8 protein-coding genes and 1 other RNA gene are annotated in these 14,821 nt (G+C 58.0%); 4 read left to right on the forward strand and 5 right to left on the reverse strand.

Annotated elements, in window-relative coordinates; genetic code table 11:
- Nucleotides 1–20: 20 nt before the first annotated feature.
- Both HNI00_RS19150 and HNI00_RS19155 read right to left on the reverse strand, forming a co-directional pair.
- Nucleotides 21–1,307: a M16 family metallopeptidase gene (locus tag HNI00_RS19150; RefSeq protein ID WP_316788542.1), complete on the reverse strand. Its 1,287-nt coding sequence runs from the start codon at nucleotides 1,305–1,307 to the stop codon at nucleotides 21–23.
- A gap of 226 nt (nucleotides 1,308–1,533) precedes the next feature.
- Nucleotides 1,534–2,808 (reverse strand): M16 family metallopeptidase, encoded by a 1,275-nt coding sequence (locus tag HNI00_RS19155; protein ID WP_316788544.1) that lies wholly within the window; start codon nucleotides 2,806–2,808, stop codon nucleotides 1,534–1,536.
- Between the two features lie 472 nt (nucleotides 2,809–3,280).
- On the opposite strand from HNI00_RS19155, the gene HNI00_RS19160 reads away from it, so the two are divergent.
- From HNI00_RS19160 to thyD, 4 genes are all read left to right on the forward strand, one after another.
- The gene (locus tag HNI00_RS19160; protein ID WP_316788546.1) at nucleotides 3,281–4,066 is read left to right on the forward strand and encodes an amino acid ABC transporter ATP-binding protein; all 786 of its coding nucleotides are present in this window, start codon (nucleotides 3,281–3,283) and stop codon (nucleotides 4,064–4,066) included.
- Nucleotides 4,067–4,196: 130 nt separating this feature from the next.
- An RNA gene (gene ffs / locus HNI00_RS19165) (signal recognition particle sRNA small type) lies at nucleotides 4,197–4,293 on the forward strand.
- A 2-nt stretch (nucleotides 4,294–4,295) separates the two neighbouring features.
- Nucleotides 4,296–4,787: a hypothetical protein gene (locus HNI00_RS19170; protein WP_297078810.1), complete on the forward strand. Its 492-nt coding sequence runs from the start codon at nucleotides 4,296–4,298 to the stop codon at nucleotides 4,785–4,787.
- A gap of 141 nt (nucleotides 4,788–4,928) precedes the next feature.
- Nucleotides 4,929–5,855, forward strand: a complete 927-nt coding sequence (gene thyD, locus HNI00_RS19175; protein ID WP_316788549.1) for a thylakoid membrane protein ThyD — start codon at nucleotides 4,929–4,931, stop codon at nucleotides 5,853–5,855.
- A gap of 95 nt (nucleotides 5,856–5,950) precedes the next feature.
- Here thyD and HNI00_RS19180 read toward each other — a convergent pair whose 3' ends face one another.
- The 3 genes from HNI00_RS19180 to HNI00_RS19190 all read right to left on the reverse strand — a co-directional run bounded on the left by HNI00_RS19180 (nucleotide 5,951) and on the right by HNI00_RS19190 (nucleotide 14,500).
- Entirely contained in the window at nucleotides 5,951–6,292 is a 342-nt protein-coding gene (locus tag HNI00_RS19180; protein WP_316788551.1) for a hypothetical protein, read from the reverse strand.
- Nucleotides 6,293–6,443: 151 nt separating this feature from the next.
- On the reverse strand, nucleotides 6,444–7,205 hold the full coding sequence (locus HNI00_RS19185) for an HAD family hydrolase (protein WP_316788552.1): 762 nt from the start codon (nucleotides 7,203–7,205) through the stop codon (nucleotides 6,444–6,446).
- 116 nt (nucleotides 7,206–7,321) lie between these two features.
- Complete coding sequence (locus HNI00_RS19190; protein ID WP_316788554.1) at nucleotides 7,322–14,500, reverse strand: DUF4347 domain-containing protein; 7,179 nt, start codon at nucleotides 14,498–14,500, stop codon at nucleotides 7,322–7,324.
- Nucleotides 14,501–14,821: the final 321 nt, after the last annotated feature.

The following is a 14,821-nucleotide window of genomic DNA, read 5'->3' on the forward strand; positions in this document are numbered from 1 at the left end:
GGAGCTTTTTCTCTCTTTTCTTACCCCACTGCACTTGCTGGGCCCACTAGTGATACATACGGCTCTATAAAGTAGCGCTGGGCAGCAGCCTGGGCTTGGTCTGGCGTAATCTGGGCGATCGCCGCTTGAAACTGGGTGTCAAAGTCAATGCCCAGCCCCAGCGTTTCGTACCAGCCATAGATTTGGGCGATTTGGGCGTTGGTCTGTTTGCCGAGGGCGTATTGGCCCAGCAGCTTGTTTTTGGCAGATTGCAGTTCGTCTTCGCTGAGGGGTTCGGCGGCGAGGCGATGCACTTCGCGGTGCAGTCCATCGAGGGCGATCGCCACGTTGCTCGGAGCCGTGCCCATGTAGGCGATGAACTGGGACGTATCCAGCCGGGTGGGATAGTAGGCTGACACTTCGTAGGCGAGGCCCTGCTTTTCGCGCAGTTCCACAAACAGACGGCTCGACAGCCCGTTGCCCAAATAGGTGCTGATCAGTTTCAGCGCCATATAGTCTTCTACATGAACTGCCGGGGCCAGGTAGCCCAGCATGACGATTGCCTGCTGCGTCTCTTGCACCGTCGCCACGCGGTGTGGGTTGGATAGGACGGGCGGCGTGGGTGGATATAGCAGCGGCAGGGGTGCGCCAGTGTCATCCGTCGGTGGCTGCCAGTCGCCAAAGGCTTCGGACACCAGGGCGATCGCCTCATCAGGGGTAATTCGTCCCGTAATGCTGATGACAAGATTATCGGGGCGAAAGTGGGTTTGGTGATAGCTCAGCAGATCGGCGCGGCTGAGTTGCGACACGGTTTCTTCTGTGCCCAGCCCCGGTAGCGCGTAGGGATGGTCGCCATACATTGCCTGCCGGAGTTGCTTTTGCGCCACCGCAAAGGGCTGTTCCTGCATAGAGCGGATGCCCTGGAGGGTCAGCCGTTGCTCTAGCTCCACTTCGGATTCGGGAAAGGAGGGCGATCGCAGCAATTCTGCCGCCAGCATCAGCATGTCGGCAAAATCCCGCGACACCGTTTTCAGGCTCAGCAGGCAATAATCTGGCGATGAATCCGTGCCCAGGCTTGCACCCACCGACTCAATTTGTTCCGCAATCTGCATCGAAGACTTGTGCGTGGTGCCCTTCGTCAGAACCGAAGTCAGCAGGTGCGAAATGCCCGACTGCTCTGGCACTTCGTAGCGGCTACCCACCCGCACAAATAGCCGCGCCGCCACAATATCAGCCGCCGAATTCTCCGTCGTCAGCACGACCAGACCGTTACTGAGAACCGTCCGGTGGAGGGGGAGCGCTGCAGGTTGGAGGGTGGAGTTGGACATAGGGGTGCGGCAGTGATGGAGGGTTGAGGGATGGCAGAGAAGAATGGGAGAGCGTGTAGAAGCAAGACTGGAGGCTCGGACAGAGGCTCGGACAGATGCTCAGAGAGATGCTCAAACGGTTCCGTCACGCTACTCCTCTGCAACTCCATGATCTTGCCACTCGGGCCCGACCGCTGACTCGACCTCTGCCCTGACCGATGTCCCGACCGCTGACCCGACCGCTGAATCAAGCCTCAATGGGCCGCAGCGTCGTCACGGCATAGTGGCAGGGCGAGAGGTACTGACTGGCAAGACGGTGCAGGTCTTCGACCTGGAGACTCTGGATGCGATCGGGATAGGTGACGGATAGCTCGGCCTGGGCAATGGTGTTGTAGTAGCCGTAGAGGCCGGCAAGCTGGCTGGAGGTTTCGGTAGAAAAGGCGTAGTCGTTGCACAAGAGCCGCTTCACTCGGTTTAGCTCTGCGTCGGGAATGGGCGCAGCGCTGAGGGCCGAGAGGCGATCGCCCACAATTGCTTCCACCACGTCCAAATACTCCGGCTCCAACCAGGCCGTGATCGTAAACAGGCTGGAATCTCGCTGGAGCGAAAAGCTGCTGCCAATGTCATGAACCAACTGCCGCTCTTCCCGCAGTTCTCGCACCAGGCGCGACGTGCGCCCACCCGCCAGCAGCACCGACAGCACATCCAGCCCATAGGCGCTTTGGAGTTGATCCACCCCAGGGCCCACCCAGGCCATCATCAGCCGCGCCGTTTCCAGCCGGGGCAGCCGCAGGTGTTGCCGTCGGATACCTGCCAGCGGCGGCTCTGCCTCGATCGGAATGGTGGGAAACTCCACCGCTGGGGCAAAGTCTGAAAAAGCCTGACGCGCCAGATCAATGGCATAGGCCGCATCGACATTGCCCACAATGACCACGGTCATTCGCTCTGGCTGGTAGTGGGCGCGATGAAACGACCGCATTTCCTCTGGGCGTAGCGCCATCAGCCGTTCCACATCGCCCAGCACCGATCGCCCGTAGGGATGGGTCTGGTAGACCGTTTCCGACAGCGCTTGAAACCCCAGCCAGTCCGGATCGTCTTCCGACTGGCGCAGTTCCTCCAGCACCACATCCCGCTCCCGCTCAAACTCTTCATCGGGAATCGCCGCCCGCAGCAGCAGCTCTGCCAGACAGGGCAGCGTGTCGGGCAGGGATTCGGCTGTGGTGTTGATGAAGAAGTGGGCGTAGTCGTGGCTTGTTGCCGCGTTGGTCACGCCGCCATAGTTTTCAATCACGTAATCGAAGTATCCCGGCGGCAGTTGCTCGGTTCCCTTGAAGATCATGTGTTCCAGGAAATGGGCCACGCCAGCCCAAGGCTCTGGTTCGGCGATCGCCCCCGCCCGCACCCATACGTCTACCGTGACAACGGGCGTGGGAACCTGTTGATGAATAATCGTTAGCCCATTTTCCAGGGTGTAGCGCTGGGCAAGAAACTGGGCTGTCTGGGTCGAAAGAAGTGTAGTCAAGCGTTTGATGATCCTTGACGGAAATCTGGGATTAAGAAACGGTTAATTTGGAAACAGCTAATTTTACCCATAGTAGCGCTTTCTGTTCGCTTTGCCGAATTCCTACTAAGGGCGGAGATCGGGGCGAAGGACGAGTCGCGGGCGATCGCCCTCAGTCATCTGCGATCGCCCTCAGTTCAGATGCGGCGATTACTTGCAGTGATTACTTGCAGCGATTACTTGCAGCGATTGCTTGCGGTGATTGCTTGCGGTAATTGCTTTATATTGCCCATCGGTTTGCTTCGTGTCGTAGCGAATCACACTGCACAAACGCCCGGCTGTACCAGTACAATTCAAGCTACAGCGTTTTTGAAGCCAGTGAGGTACGCAGGAGGCTGTCAGCCTTGAGTTTTTAGCACAGGGCGTGCCTTATTCCGCAGGAAAGTGCTGTATTGCAGTCTATGAATCTTGATTTTGATTAGGACGTTTCCCAATGACGCAGTATCACACGGACGCAATCACCAACGGCAACGGTCATGTTGGCTCAGAGCCGGTGATCCTGGCTGAAAATGTGGAGAAATGGTACGACAACAATTTCCATGTGCTGCGCGGCGTTAGCCTGACGGTGCAAAAGGGCGAGGTGGTGGTGGTGATGGGGCCCTCCGGTTCGGGCAAGTCCACCTTTATCCGCACGTTCAACGCGCTGGAAAGCTATCAAAAGGGCAAGATTATCATCGATGGGATTCACCTGTCCCACGACCTAAAGAATATCGATGCCATTCGCCGCGAGGTGGGAATGGTATTTCAGCAGTTCAATCTATTCCCCCATCTGTCGGTGCTGCAAAACGTGATGCTGGCTCCCATTTGGGTGCGCCGTTGGCCCAAGGCCCGTGCGGAAGAAAAGGCGCTGCAACTGCTGGAGCGGGTGGGCATTTTGGAGCAGGCGAAGAAGTTTCCGGGGCAGCTTTCGGGGGGGCAGCAGCAGCGGGTGGCGATCGCCCGCGCTCTGGCGATGGAGCCAAAAATCATGCTGTTTGACGAACCCACCAGCGCCCTCGACCCAGAAATGGTGCGCGAAGTGCTGGACGTGATGCGGACGCTGGCCCGGTCGGGGATGACGATGGTCTGCGTGACCCACGAAGTCGGCTTTGCCCGCGAGGTGGCCGATCGCGTGGTGCTGATGGCGGACGGGCTGCTGGTGGAAGAAGGCACACCCGAAACCTTTTTCAACAATCCCAAGGAAGAACGGACGCAAAAGTTCCTGTCGCAGATCTTGTGAGGGAAGGGTTTGCGGCTGGGAGTGAAGGCTGGAAGCTGGCCGCTGATGTGTCATCTGGCTGCCTGACAGTTCTAGCGACTTGAAGCCTGGCCCTGATCCCTGTCCCCCAGCGCCGTGTTATTGTGGAGAAGACCTGGACCCACGCGACTACAACGCCCAAACCTTGTCAGGACCGGAAGGTAGCAGCAATACGGGATGCTTGTAGTAGGCGTGGTCTCCGGGTCTTTTTGTGCATTTATTTTGTGTATTTGTTCGGGTATTTGTTCGGGATATTGAGCAGACGGTGGAACGGCTTCAGGCAGAGCGGATCGAGTCGATTAAGGCTGGGGGACTGAGTGCCCTGGTTTGCGGGACGGTGGTGCTGGTGGGGGCGATCGCCAACACGGTGCTTGCCACTCGCTGGAACGCGCTGACGGTCTTTTCGCTCAACTGGTCGATTGGTTTGCACCTGGCCCATGCAATGCTGGCGGGCTTGCTGTTTGGCGTGACCTATCGCTACGTGGTGCGCCAGGGCGAAAATCCTCACCTCAGCGCGGGCGCAGTGCTGGCCTTTGCGCTGGTGCGGGGGTTGGCGCAGCTTGAGACGGGCTGGACACTGCATGGCAACCCGACGCTGCTGCTGCTGCTGGGTGGCGAGAGTGTGCTGATGCTGGCGATCGCCGCTGGGGTTCTCAATGTTGCGCTGTCTCGCAAAGCCATTCAGCCCTTTGTGTCATTCTGACAACGGGTTCTGCTCAACGGCCCCCGGCCGACATACTGCCGATACACTGCCGATATACGCCGATATACTAAGAATCGTAGCGAACCTGATGGCGCGTGGAACCCGACGGAGCTTCCGCGCACCCTCGGCAGAGGAGGCATCGTGAAAATTGCAGTGACCGGGGCGACCGGATTTGTAGGAACGCGGCTAGTTGAACGGTTGCTCGAAGAGGGGCATCACGTCATCGCGCTGACCCGCAGCAAAGCACACGGCGATCGCGTTTTTCCCCAGTCGGCGTTCCCCAATGTGGACGTGGTGGAATACACGCCGCTGGAGTCGGGCGATTGGCAGCAGGTGCTTTCCGGCTGCGATGGCGTGGTGAACCTAGCGGGCGCGGGCATTGCCGACGAGCGCTGGACCCCGGAGCGCAAGCAGGAAATTCTCGATAGCCGCAAGGTAGGAACAGAGAAGATCGTAGAGGCGATCGCCCAGGCAAGCCCCAAGCCCAGCGTCTTGGTCAACGCCTCTGCCATCGGCTACTACGGCACCAGCGAAACCGCCACCTTCGACGAAAGCAGCGCCCCCGGCGACGACTTTTTGGCGCAGGTGTGTCAGGCGTGGGAAGCCGCCGCCGAGTCGGCCGCCGCCAGCGGTACGCGAGTCGTGATCCTGCGAACCGGAATCGTTCTCGGCATGGGCGGCGCACTGGGTAAAATGCTCACGCCCTTTCGCCTGTTTGCGGGTGGGCCGCTGGGCACGGGCCGTCAGTGGTTTTCCTGGATTCACCGGGAAGATCTGGTGAACCTGATCCTGAAGGCTCTGACCGATTCCAGCCTGTCGGGAGTGTATAACGCCACGGCCCCCAACCCGGTGCGGATGGCGGAATTTTGCCAAACGCTTGGCCAGATTATGGGTCGCCCCTCCTGGCTGCCTGTGCCTGCCTTTGCGCTAGAAGCCCTGCTGGGAGACGCGGCCCAAGTCGTGCTGGAGGGTCAGAAGGTTCTCCCCAAGCGCACGCAGGAAGCTGGTTTTGCGTATCAGTATCCAGACGTGAAGGCGGCGATCGCCAACATTTTGCAGCAGGGCTAGCTGGCGGCGGGCTTTGATGCGACCCAGGCTTCCCACCCGTTGGTTGATCCCGCTAGTTAATCCCGCTGGTTAATTCAGCAATGCCCTCCAGAAAACTACTCCACCCGTTGCACTGGAATCGAGAGACTCGCCTGCAACTGGCGCTGCATCTCCTGGCGGGCAATAAAGCGGCATCCAGCACAGTCGCAACCGCGCAGGGCGATCGCCATGTCGCCCTCTGCGTCTGAGCCAGTCAGCACCGCCAGCCCATCGCCCAATCCCGTGCAGCCACAGTCCAAGTCGTCCGGCGGAACCATTTCGCCCGTCTGTGTGCTGGAGAAAATCAGTTCTCGAATGGGCACCGTTTGCGCCAGCAGCGGCTTTGGCAGAACCAACCCCAGCGCCACTGCACCAGAGCAGCCCAGCCAAGTTAGCAAGCGTTTTTGAGTTGGGTTCATAAGCAAGAATGGGATGAACTCGCAGGTTGCCTGTAGGTTACCTACAGGTTGCCTACAGGTTGCCTTGGTACGACAGTTTGTACCTTGGTACGACAGTCTTTGCCTTGGTACGACAGTTTACCGCAAAAGCAGTGGGCGATCGCAAACCCGGTTATGCACCACTCGACAACGGCCGACCCAGGATTTGCTGAGTGAGTTCCCAAAAACCAGCCACTTCTTCAGCCTCCGTCATCGCGTGGGGCCTGTAGCTCAGCCGATCGAGATAATGGCGCACATTGCCCACGCCGACGGAATAGGGAAAGCGGCTTTTGTCGAACAGGCTCTCGTCATTCGGGCTATCGCCCACGGTCACCAGTTGCGCGGGCAAGATGCGGGGAAAGTGCCGCTGCAAAACTTGTTCTAAGGCGCTGGCTTTGTCCTGAGCAGCGGGCTTGAGGTGGCACTGCACGGTGCTATAGGTAAAGCCCCAGCCCGCGTCCTGACAGCGATCGCCCATCGTTTGCAAATCTGCCGCCGACAAGCCCCGCACATCAAACGTCCAGTCCGTTAGCCGGAAGCGGTTGTCGGGGGCTTCCTGGATTTTGGGAAACGTGTTTTGAAGGTCGTGAAAGAGATCGGCCAGCGATCGCCGATGATCGGCCAGATCAGGCACATGAACCAGGAACTCCGGCTCGGTGTCTCCAGGAAAAAACACGCCGCCATTTTCGGCGATCGCCCCTGCCACGGGCAGATACGACACCACGCCCTGCACCCAGCCCGCCGATCGCCCCGTCACTATCACCACTGGAATGCCTGCCGATTGCAGGACTTCCAGCGCTTGCAGCAGCAGCGGCGTAAACTTGCCCCGACGGGTCAGCGTCCCATCCATGTCGGTGGCAATCAGGCGAATTGAATTTGGCAAGTCTAGCAGCATGGTTTAACGCAAAAAAAATCGAGGGCCGTCCCGCAGGAAACACCCTCGATGAGTCTAAACGAAGCCGTGTGGCTTACACTAGCGTTTCATTGCCCTGTCACCCAATCACGCCCTACTTAAGCAATCGAAATCTGAGCATGGGTCAGAGCCGCGCCAGCGTTGAGTTGAGCAATCTTCACCTGCTGACCCGCGCCGCTGCCGTCGAGGTCAAAGAACAGCGCTCCGGTCTTTTGGTTATAGACAAACCGCTCGGTTTCGGTCGCTGCCTTGCTGCCCAGGCGGAACTGCTCAGCGCTGATACCTTTGCCAATAGGCAGTTCTGCAAACTCTCGACCCAGCGTGATTTCGATGCGGTCTTCTGCGGCCTTGAAGTCGCGGATGCGGTTGCTGCCCTTCTTGTTGGCGGCAAGCTGGAAGGTGTCGCGACCTCTGCCGCCGATCAGCGTGTCTTTGCCGCTGCGCCCAATCAGCACGTCATCGCCCGCGCCGCCAATCAAGGTATCGTCGCCCTGCCCACCGTTCAGCGTGTCGTTGCCGTTGCCGCCGTGTAGCCAGTCGTTGCCCGAGTCGCCGGCCACCATGTCGTCGCCACCCAGTGCCCGGATGCGATCGCCCTTCTTCAGACCCACCAAAATTTCGCTCTGGTTGGTGCCCTTGAGGAAGTCGATTTCGTTGGTGCCCGGAAGGGTCGCTCGGTTTTTCATGGCTTCGCGGCGCTTCAGCCCGGCCAGCAGCCCGTCGCCCGTATTGGCATCTAGCACCTGATCAATGGTCTTCGTACCCAGGATCGCAGCCGCTAGATCCTTCGAGGTGTTGTTGACCAAGAAGCCCTGGAGTTCGCTGACTTCTCGCAGCAGCGCCGCCGCATTGCCCGGTTTTGCCAGCACCGCCTGGAGCCGCTGCACGCCTTCCGCCATAATGGTAGCGACCTGATCGGCGATCGCCGTCACCTTGGCTAGCTCTGGCGCAGGGCTGACCATTTCCAGTGCGCCAACGGTCGTCTTCAGGATATTCGCCACCACCGAGGCATTGCTCAAATCCAGCGGCTTACCCGGTTCAATCGCATCGGCGATCGCCCCCGTCACCAGCATCGCCAGCATCTCGCCCGATAGCCCCGTCGCCCCCCGCAGCAGTGTCGCCGCCTGATCCATCAGCGTGTAGATGGACACATGGGCCGCCATCACCTTGGCCCCGTTCGGGTCGCCGTCGCGCATAGCAATGATCGGGTCAAAGGTTCCCAGATCCAGCGTCTCAGGCAGCCCCAGCGCCGCCCTCACCTGAGCGGCGGCCGTCGCCACATCCACATCGCCCATCCGCACCAGCGCGTTAATCATGGTGGTGACTGGCGTGATCATGCTGTAGCCCACCGGAGCCGACAGCGGCACATCCATCTTCTCGTTGGTGAAGGTGTCGTAGCCGCCCACCGCTAGGATCTGTCCTTCGTCGGGGTCAATCACGCCGTTTTCATTCTTGTCAAACAGTTCGGTAGCAAACTTCAGCTCGTAGGAGCCGTCGAAGCTGCTGATGGTGTAAGGCTCGTTCTCGTCCAGCACCCCATTGTTGTTGGCATCCAGGAAGATCGTGGCCCCCGAAATATATTTCTGGCTGATCCGTCCTACAGAAGCGCCGCCGCCCACGCTGAACTCCATAATTTTGAACGTCGCCAGGTTCTTCCGCCATTCCTTGCCAATCAGCTTGCCAAAGACCCGCACCCCAACTCGCGCATAGGCATCCAGGAACACATTCACCACGCCCTGGATTTGGAACAGGCTCAGCGGATTGCTCAGGCGAGACGTAATCTCGGTGGTGCGGATACGGCCGTCGCTGAGGTTAACAAACTCGCGAATACCCCGCGAATTGAGCGTTGCAATCGTTTGTGCGCCGACGAGTGGACGGAGGAAAGAAATATGGCCAATCTGCCGATTGATTTCGTTCCAGACTCGGCTATATTCCGAATCCCAAACTGGATTTCGAGAATTTTCGCCCACGTCGATCAGGTCGATGCCTGCTCTGCCTCGCAGACCCCCGTCAATACGTCCTGCGGCCACACCCACGTTCACCCCAAAGCCCGCGCCAATCGTCGCATCGACGGTAATTTCGTCGCCGGGGAAGTCGGTGACATAGAAGCCATCAATCAGCCTGGAGGCAGCAGAACTGGAATAACCCGCTCGCTGCCATTCCTGGAAACCAAAGGTGTCGTAGCCAAAGTCGAGGTTGGTTCGCACCCGGATATCGCCGAACAGCCTGCCTTCGAGCGGCCAAATCACGGGGAACTTCTGCTCTAGGCGGAGATTAAAGTCTAGGTCGGGCATGTCATAGCGGAACAGCGTCGCCGTGCGCCCTAGTAGCAGGTTAATCGCCTGGTTGGGATCAGACAGGATAGGGAAGCCCAGACCCTCGACCCGGTTCAGCGCGTTGATAAAGTTCCGCACACGCGAGTTGCTCGAAGCCTGGGTCAGGGAGTTTGTGCTTTGCCCTCTGGTGGTGCGGGGGCTGCTCTGCGACAGGCTGCTAGGTGTGGCATTGGTGTCTACGGTGCCAATGCTGTAGGAGCCAAAGTTGATGGCCAAGTTGCTGTCGCTGGCAGTGAGCTGGTTGAGGGCAGTGATGGCGGCATCTAGAGCGCTAATGGCATCGATGAACCGAGTGTCGATGCCGCGGCCAAAGCGCCATCGGCTGAGGGTGCTGACGACTTCTACGACCGTCGCCCGGCCGTCGCGGTTCTGGTCAAAGGGGCCCGTCAAGCCCAGACTGCTGAGAATCCGAGTGTCAGCATTCAGGAAGTTGATGACCGGCCGGAAGGGTCTAATGGTGTTGTCGATGCGAGTGAGGACGGGTCGGGCAAAGCCAGAGATGAAGGAACCCAGATCTAGCGTGACGTTGTTGAACTCAAGCTGAGGGCTGCCCGATGAGCTGCGGCCGTCGCGGTAGGTAAAGGCGTTCCACTTGAGCGCCAGGTCAAAGTTGATGGAGGGCATTCCCTCAAAGTTGGCGATGCCTGTGCGGGCTTTCATGCCCAGGTTTGGCGTGATGGCAAATTCGGTGCCAAATAGTTCACGGAAGCTGGAATTGGCGTTGCGTCGCCGCAGCTCGGTGAGGGTGAGGCGATCGCCATCGTTGGGCGCACCCGGAATATTGTCGATGTCCTTCAGCAGCGCCTTAAAGCCGCCCGTCACCCGCGTAGGATTGGACAGATCATTGGTCAAGCTTGCCTGCAAGAAGCCCAGCGTCGCCTGGGCGCTGAAGTTATTCGACAGCGCAGCCGTCAGTTCTGCCCCAAAGAAAGTCTTGCTGGGGTTCGTGTTGAAATAGAAGCCGAAATCGTCATGGAAGCCGAAGGTTAGCCTCATGCCGCCGAGGACGCTGGCATTGGCAGAACCCGTGGTTCTCATGCTCAGCATTGGCAGGCCCATGTTGCTATTCAGCCCGACGGAACCCAGGTTATAGGTCTGGGTCATGTCCAGCGTCACTTCAAACTGCTTCGCCTGACTGAAGTCGGTCAGTACCCGAATACCTGGCAGATTCCGACTGATGCGGTTTTGGAACTCGCCGACCGTGAGTTGCTCCTCATTAGCCATGCCGCTGACCAAGGTGCTGGTCAGGTTCCTTAGGAACGTAGGAACGTAGCGATCGCTCAGCGTTCCCAGAATCGGCAGAGAACTTCGCGCCAGGTCGTTGTCTAGCACCACGGCAAGCTGGGTCAGCGCCCCCGTCACGCCAGAGCGGAACTTCTCCACATCAATTTCTGGTACATCCTGCACGTTGATCGTGAAGCTCTGAGTGCGGCTGAGGCTGGGCGACCCGTTGTCAAAGGCCGTGATGCTGAGATTGACCTGCTTTTCCTGTTCAAAGTCGATGCTCTGACCAAACTTCAGCTTCAGTTGCCCATTCACCACTTCAAAACGCTCATCGCTAACCGTAAAGCTGTGGGTCTGGTTGCGATCTTGATCGGCAACCGTCAGGCGGCCAATCACCACACCCACATCATTTTCCCGGACGGTGTTGTTGCTGAGGGTGATGCTGCTGGGTGCGTCGTTCAGGTCGTTGACCGCGATGTTAAACTGCCGCTCAAAGAACTGCCCGCCCTGATCCGTCGTGCGGACGCGAATCGTGTAGTTCGGCTTGGTTTCAAAATCGGGAGCATTGCGGATGCGGAGCTGATTGCCAACGATGGTGAAGGCAGCATTGTCAGCCGAGCCAGCGCCCGATACCAGCGTGTAGGTGTGGGTATTGCCTGCATCAGGATCGGTGGTGGTGAACGTGCCGATCACACTATTTGCAGGCACGTTCTCATTCACGTTCGTAGCGCTGAACTCTAGGTTGGTAGGTGCTTCGTTGACGTTGTTGATGCCGATGTTGACCGTGCGTTCGGTGAACAATCCGCCCTGATCGGTCGAGCGAAGACGAATGCTGTAGCTATTCTTGCTCTCAAAGTCAGGCGAGATATTGATCCGAAGCTGATTGCCGACAATGCTAAACGTTGCATTATCAGTGTCTCCTGTGCCGCTCACCAAGGTATAGGTATGGGTGTTTCCGACATCAGGATCGACTGTGCTGAGAACTGCAACGGTGCTGTTCATCGGCACGTTCTCATTTACATTCGTCGTGCTGAGATTGATAGCGGTCGGGGTTTCGTTCACGTTGTTAACCGTGATCACCATCTGCCGCTCAAAAATGCCGCCACTCTGGTCGCGCGATCGCACGCGGATGTTATATCGGGGCTTCGCCTCAAAGTCGGGCGATACGTTAATTCGGAGCTGATTGCCGACAATCGTAAACGCCGCGTTATCCGTCGAGCCGACCCCGTTCACCAAGCTGTAGGTATGCACGTCGCCAGGGTTGGGATCGACCGTCGAAAACGTGCCCACAACGGTATTGGCAGGAACGTTTTCATCAAGGCTGGCGGTGCTGAGGCTAATGCTGGTCGGCGGCACATTGCCCGACTCATCCACATCCGTAATGTTGATCTGAACGGCTTTTTCATAGAACAGCCCATCGCGATCGACGGCGCGAATCCGAACCCGATACACCGACTTGGCTTCAAAGTCTGGCATATCGTTGATTCGCAGCTCGTTGCCCTCCAGGGTAAAGGCGGCATTGTCGTCGTCGCCTGCACCTGCCACCAGCAGATAGGTATGCTCGTCCTCTGCATCTGGGTCTACGGCGCTGAGCGTGGCCACTACCGTATCTGGCACCACGTTTTCTTCAACGCTGGTGCTGCTCAGGGTAATATCCGTCGGAGCCTCGTTTGCATTGTTGATGTAAACCGTCAAAACGCGGTCAAAGAACAGCCCGGTCTGGTCGGTCGTGCGAACCCGAATGCTGTAGCTGTTCTTGGTTTCAAAGTCGGGCGAGGCATTGATCCGCAGCTCATTGCCGACAATCGTGAACGCGGCATTGTCTTCATCGCCTGTGCCGCTGACCAAGTCGTAGGTATGGGTGTCTCCAACGTCGGGATCAATCGTACTTAGTGTGCCGACGACGGTATCGGCGGGGACGTTTTCTAACAGGTCATTGCTGCTGAGTTGCAGGTTGGTCGGCGCTTCTTCCAGGTTGTTGATGTTGACTGTGAACACGCGCTCGGTAAACAATCCGCCCTGATCGGTCGTGCGAACCCGAATGCTGTAACTGCTCTTGGTTTCAAAGTCGGGGGAGGCGTTGATCCGCAGTTCGTTGCCGACAATCGTGAAGGCAGCGTTGTCTGCATCTCCCGCACCCCCCACCAGGCTATAGGTGTGGGTGTTGCCTGCATCGGGATCAACCGTGCTGAAGTTGCCAATCAGAGAATTGGCAGGAATATTTTCATCTCGCGTGTTGTTGCTCAGCGTCAGGTTGGTCGGTGCTTCGTTCACGTCGTTCACGTTGATAGTGAAGACGCGCTCAAAGAACAGCCCGCCCTGATCGGTCGTGCGGACTCGGATGCTGTAGCTGCTCTTGGTTTCAAAGTCGGGTGAGGCGTTGATCCGAAGCTGGTTGCCAACAATGCTGAAGGTAGCGTTGTCGATATCTCCTGCACCTGCTACGAGGCTGTAGGTGTGAGTATTACCTGCATCGGGATCAACGGTACTTAGGCCACCCACTGTGAAGCCAGCGGCGACATTTTCGTTAACACTGGTGCTGCTGAGGTTAACGTTTGTGGGCGGGTTGTTAACCACGCCAGTTGCGCCCATAACGTTGAGGTAGCCTGTCGTACCAACTTTCTCAACGGTGACGCTTTGCAGCGTTTTGCCCGTGTTAGGCAGGAAGCGTGCTCCAAAGACGGCTGGATCGTTGGCATCCTCAAAGAGTGTGCCTGCGGTATTGCGGGCCCGATCCATGCCGTTGATCATGTAGTACAGCGAGGCAGATTCAGTAATTTCGTCGAACCAGTCAGGAATCGTGATGCTGCCAGTGGTTTGCGTGGTGCCATCGCTGTAGTGAAAGGTCAGCCGCATGGAGGATGCCCCTTCTGTGGACAAGACGGCGATGTGAACTTCGCTATATTGACCAGGTGGAACTGCAAAGTTCATGCTCTGCCCATTGGCCGTAGCAAACCAAACGTTGTTGCCGTTGTTGGTGTTGCTATAAGCGAGCTGCATATTGGGGCGAAAGGCATTGGCTGCGAAGAAGCCGTTGTCGGGTAAGCCCTGACCATTTGCCCCGCCAATGGCAGTGGCAACGGACTGGGTTATCATGACGTTGGTTTGGTTGTCTATTGAGTCTTGAATGCTGTCCCCCGTATTGGCGATGACATCGCGGTTCAGCACGCCGGAAAGGTTGAACTGGACAGGGGAGAGAATGCCAGAAAATCGGGCGATCGCCCCTTCAGAAAACACAGGCTGATAGGAGCCAGAGCCAACCTGCATCTCCAGTTCCCAGTTGCCGCCCAGGGATAGGCTTCCCGTGTCGGTGGTGGAGGCGATGATTGTGGCTCCAGTCAGTTGATGCAGCTTTTGCAGAAACTCTGCTCCGGCTTCGCCTGCTGCAACGCGACAGCCGTAGAGGATTAGCATCGCCTGGCTCGGCGCGTTTGCAGCAGCAAACCAGGACTGTAGTTCCCAGGCGTAGCGGTCGAGGGTTTTCAGAGAGAGGGGGCAATCGCCCAGTTGCAGACAGCCCTCGCTGCCGTGAGCCACGAGGTGAACTTGGTCAATCTGTGGATACTGGGTCAGAACTGCCGTAATTTGCGCGATCGCATCTTGCTGAGCATCCAGCACCAGCACACCCGCAGCGTCCGACACACCCGCCACCAGCGTTCCCAGATCCGCAATGCCTCGGTCAAACACGACGAGTGTGCAGGCACTTTTGGGAACCAACAGGACTTGTTGAGTTGAATGGGTTAAAGCAGACGAGGACAATCTAGAAACCGGGGAGGGAAGACAAACTGCGGACATGGCTAAGAGCGCTCCTAAGCAAGGATGAAACAGCAGGTGAATGAATGGCCCAAATCGATGGACTGTCCCCGAAAGCAGGGCAAGCCTGAGGCAGCACGATCTGCCGCTCTGCAACCGCAGAGACGCAAGGTTACACAGATGCAAACTGTGTAAAAATCAGCGCTAAGAACAAGCGACAGGAAAGGGTGCGGTAGGATGCACCAAACGTCTCGACAATGCACCCGCTTGATCGAGGAATCAGGG

Source organism: Thermoleptolyngbya oregonensis NK1-22, assembly GCF_032705245.1.
Taxonomy (GTDB): Bacteria; Cyanobacteriota; Cyanobacteriia; order Elainellales; family Elainellaceae; genus Thermoleptolyngbya; species Thermoleptolyngbya sichuanensis.

Bases quoted from the DNA above. Each gene is read 5' to 3' on its own strand.
- HNI00_RS19150 (WP_316788542.1), bottom strand. From the start codon at position 1,307: ATGTCCAACTCCACCCTCCAACCTGCAGCGCTCCCCCTCCACCGGACG.
- HNI00_RS19160 (WP_316788546.1), top strand. From the start codon at position 3,281: ATGACGCAGTATCACACGGACGCAATCACCAACGGCAACGGTCATGTT.
- HNI00_RS19180 (WP_316788551.1), bottom strand. From the start codon at position 6,292: ATGAACCCAACTCAAAAACGCTTGCTAACTTGGCTGGGCTGCTCTGGT.
- HNI00_RS19185 (WP_316788552.1), bottom strand. From the start codon at position 7,205: ATGCTGCTAGACTTGCCAAATTCAATTCGCCTGATTGCCACCGACATG.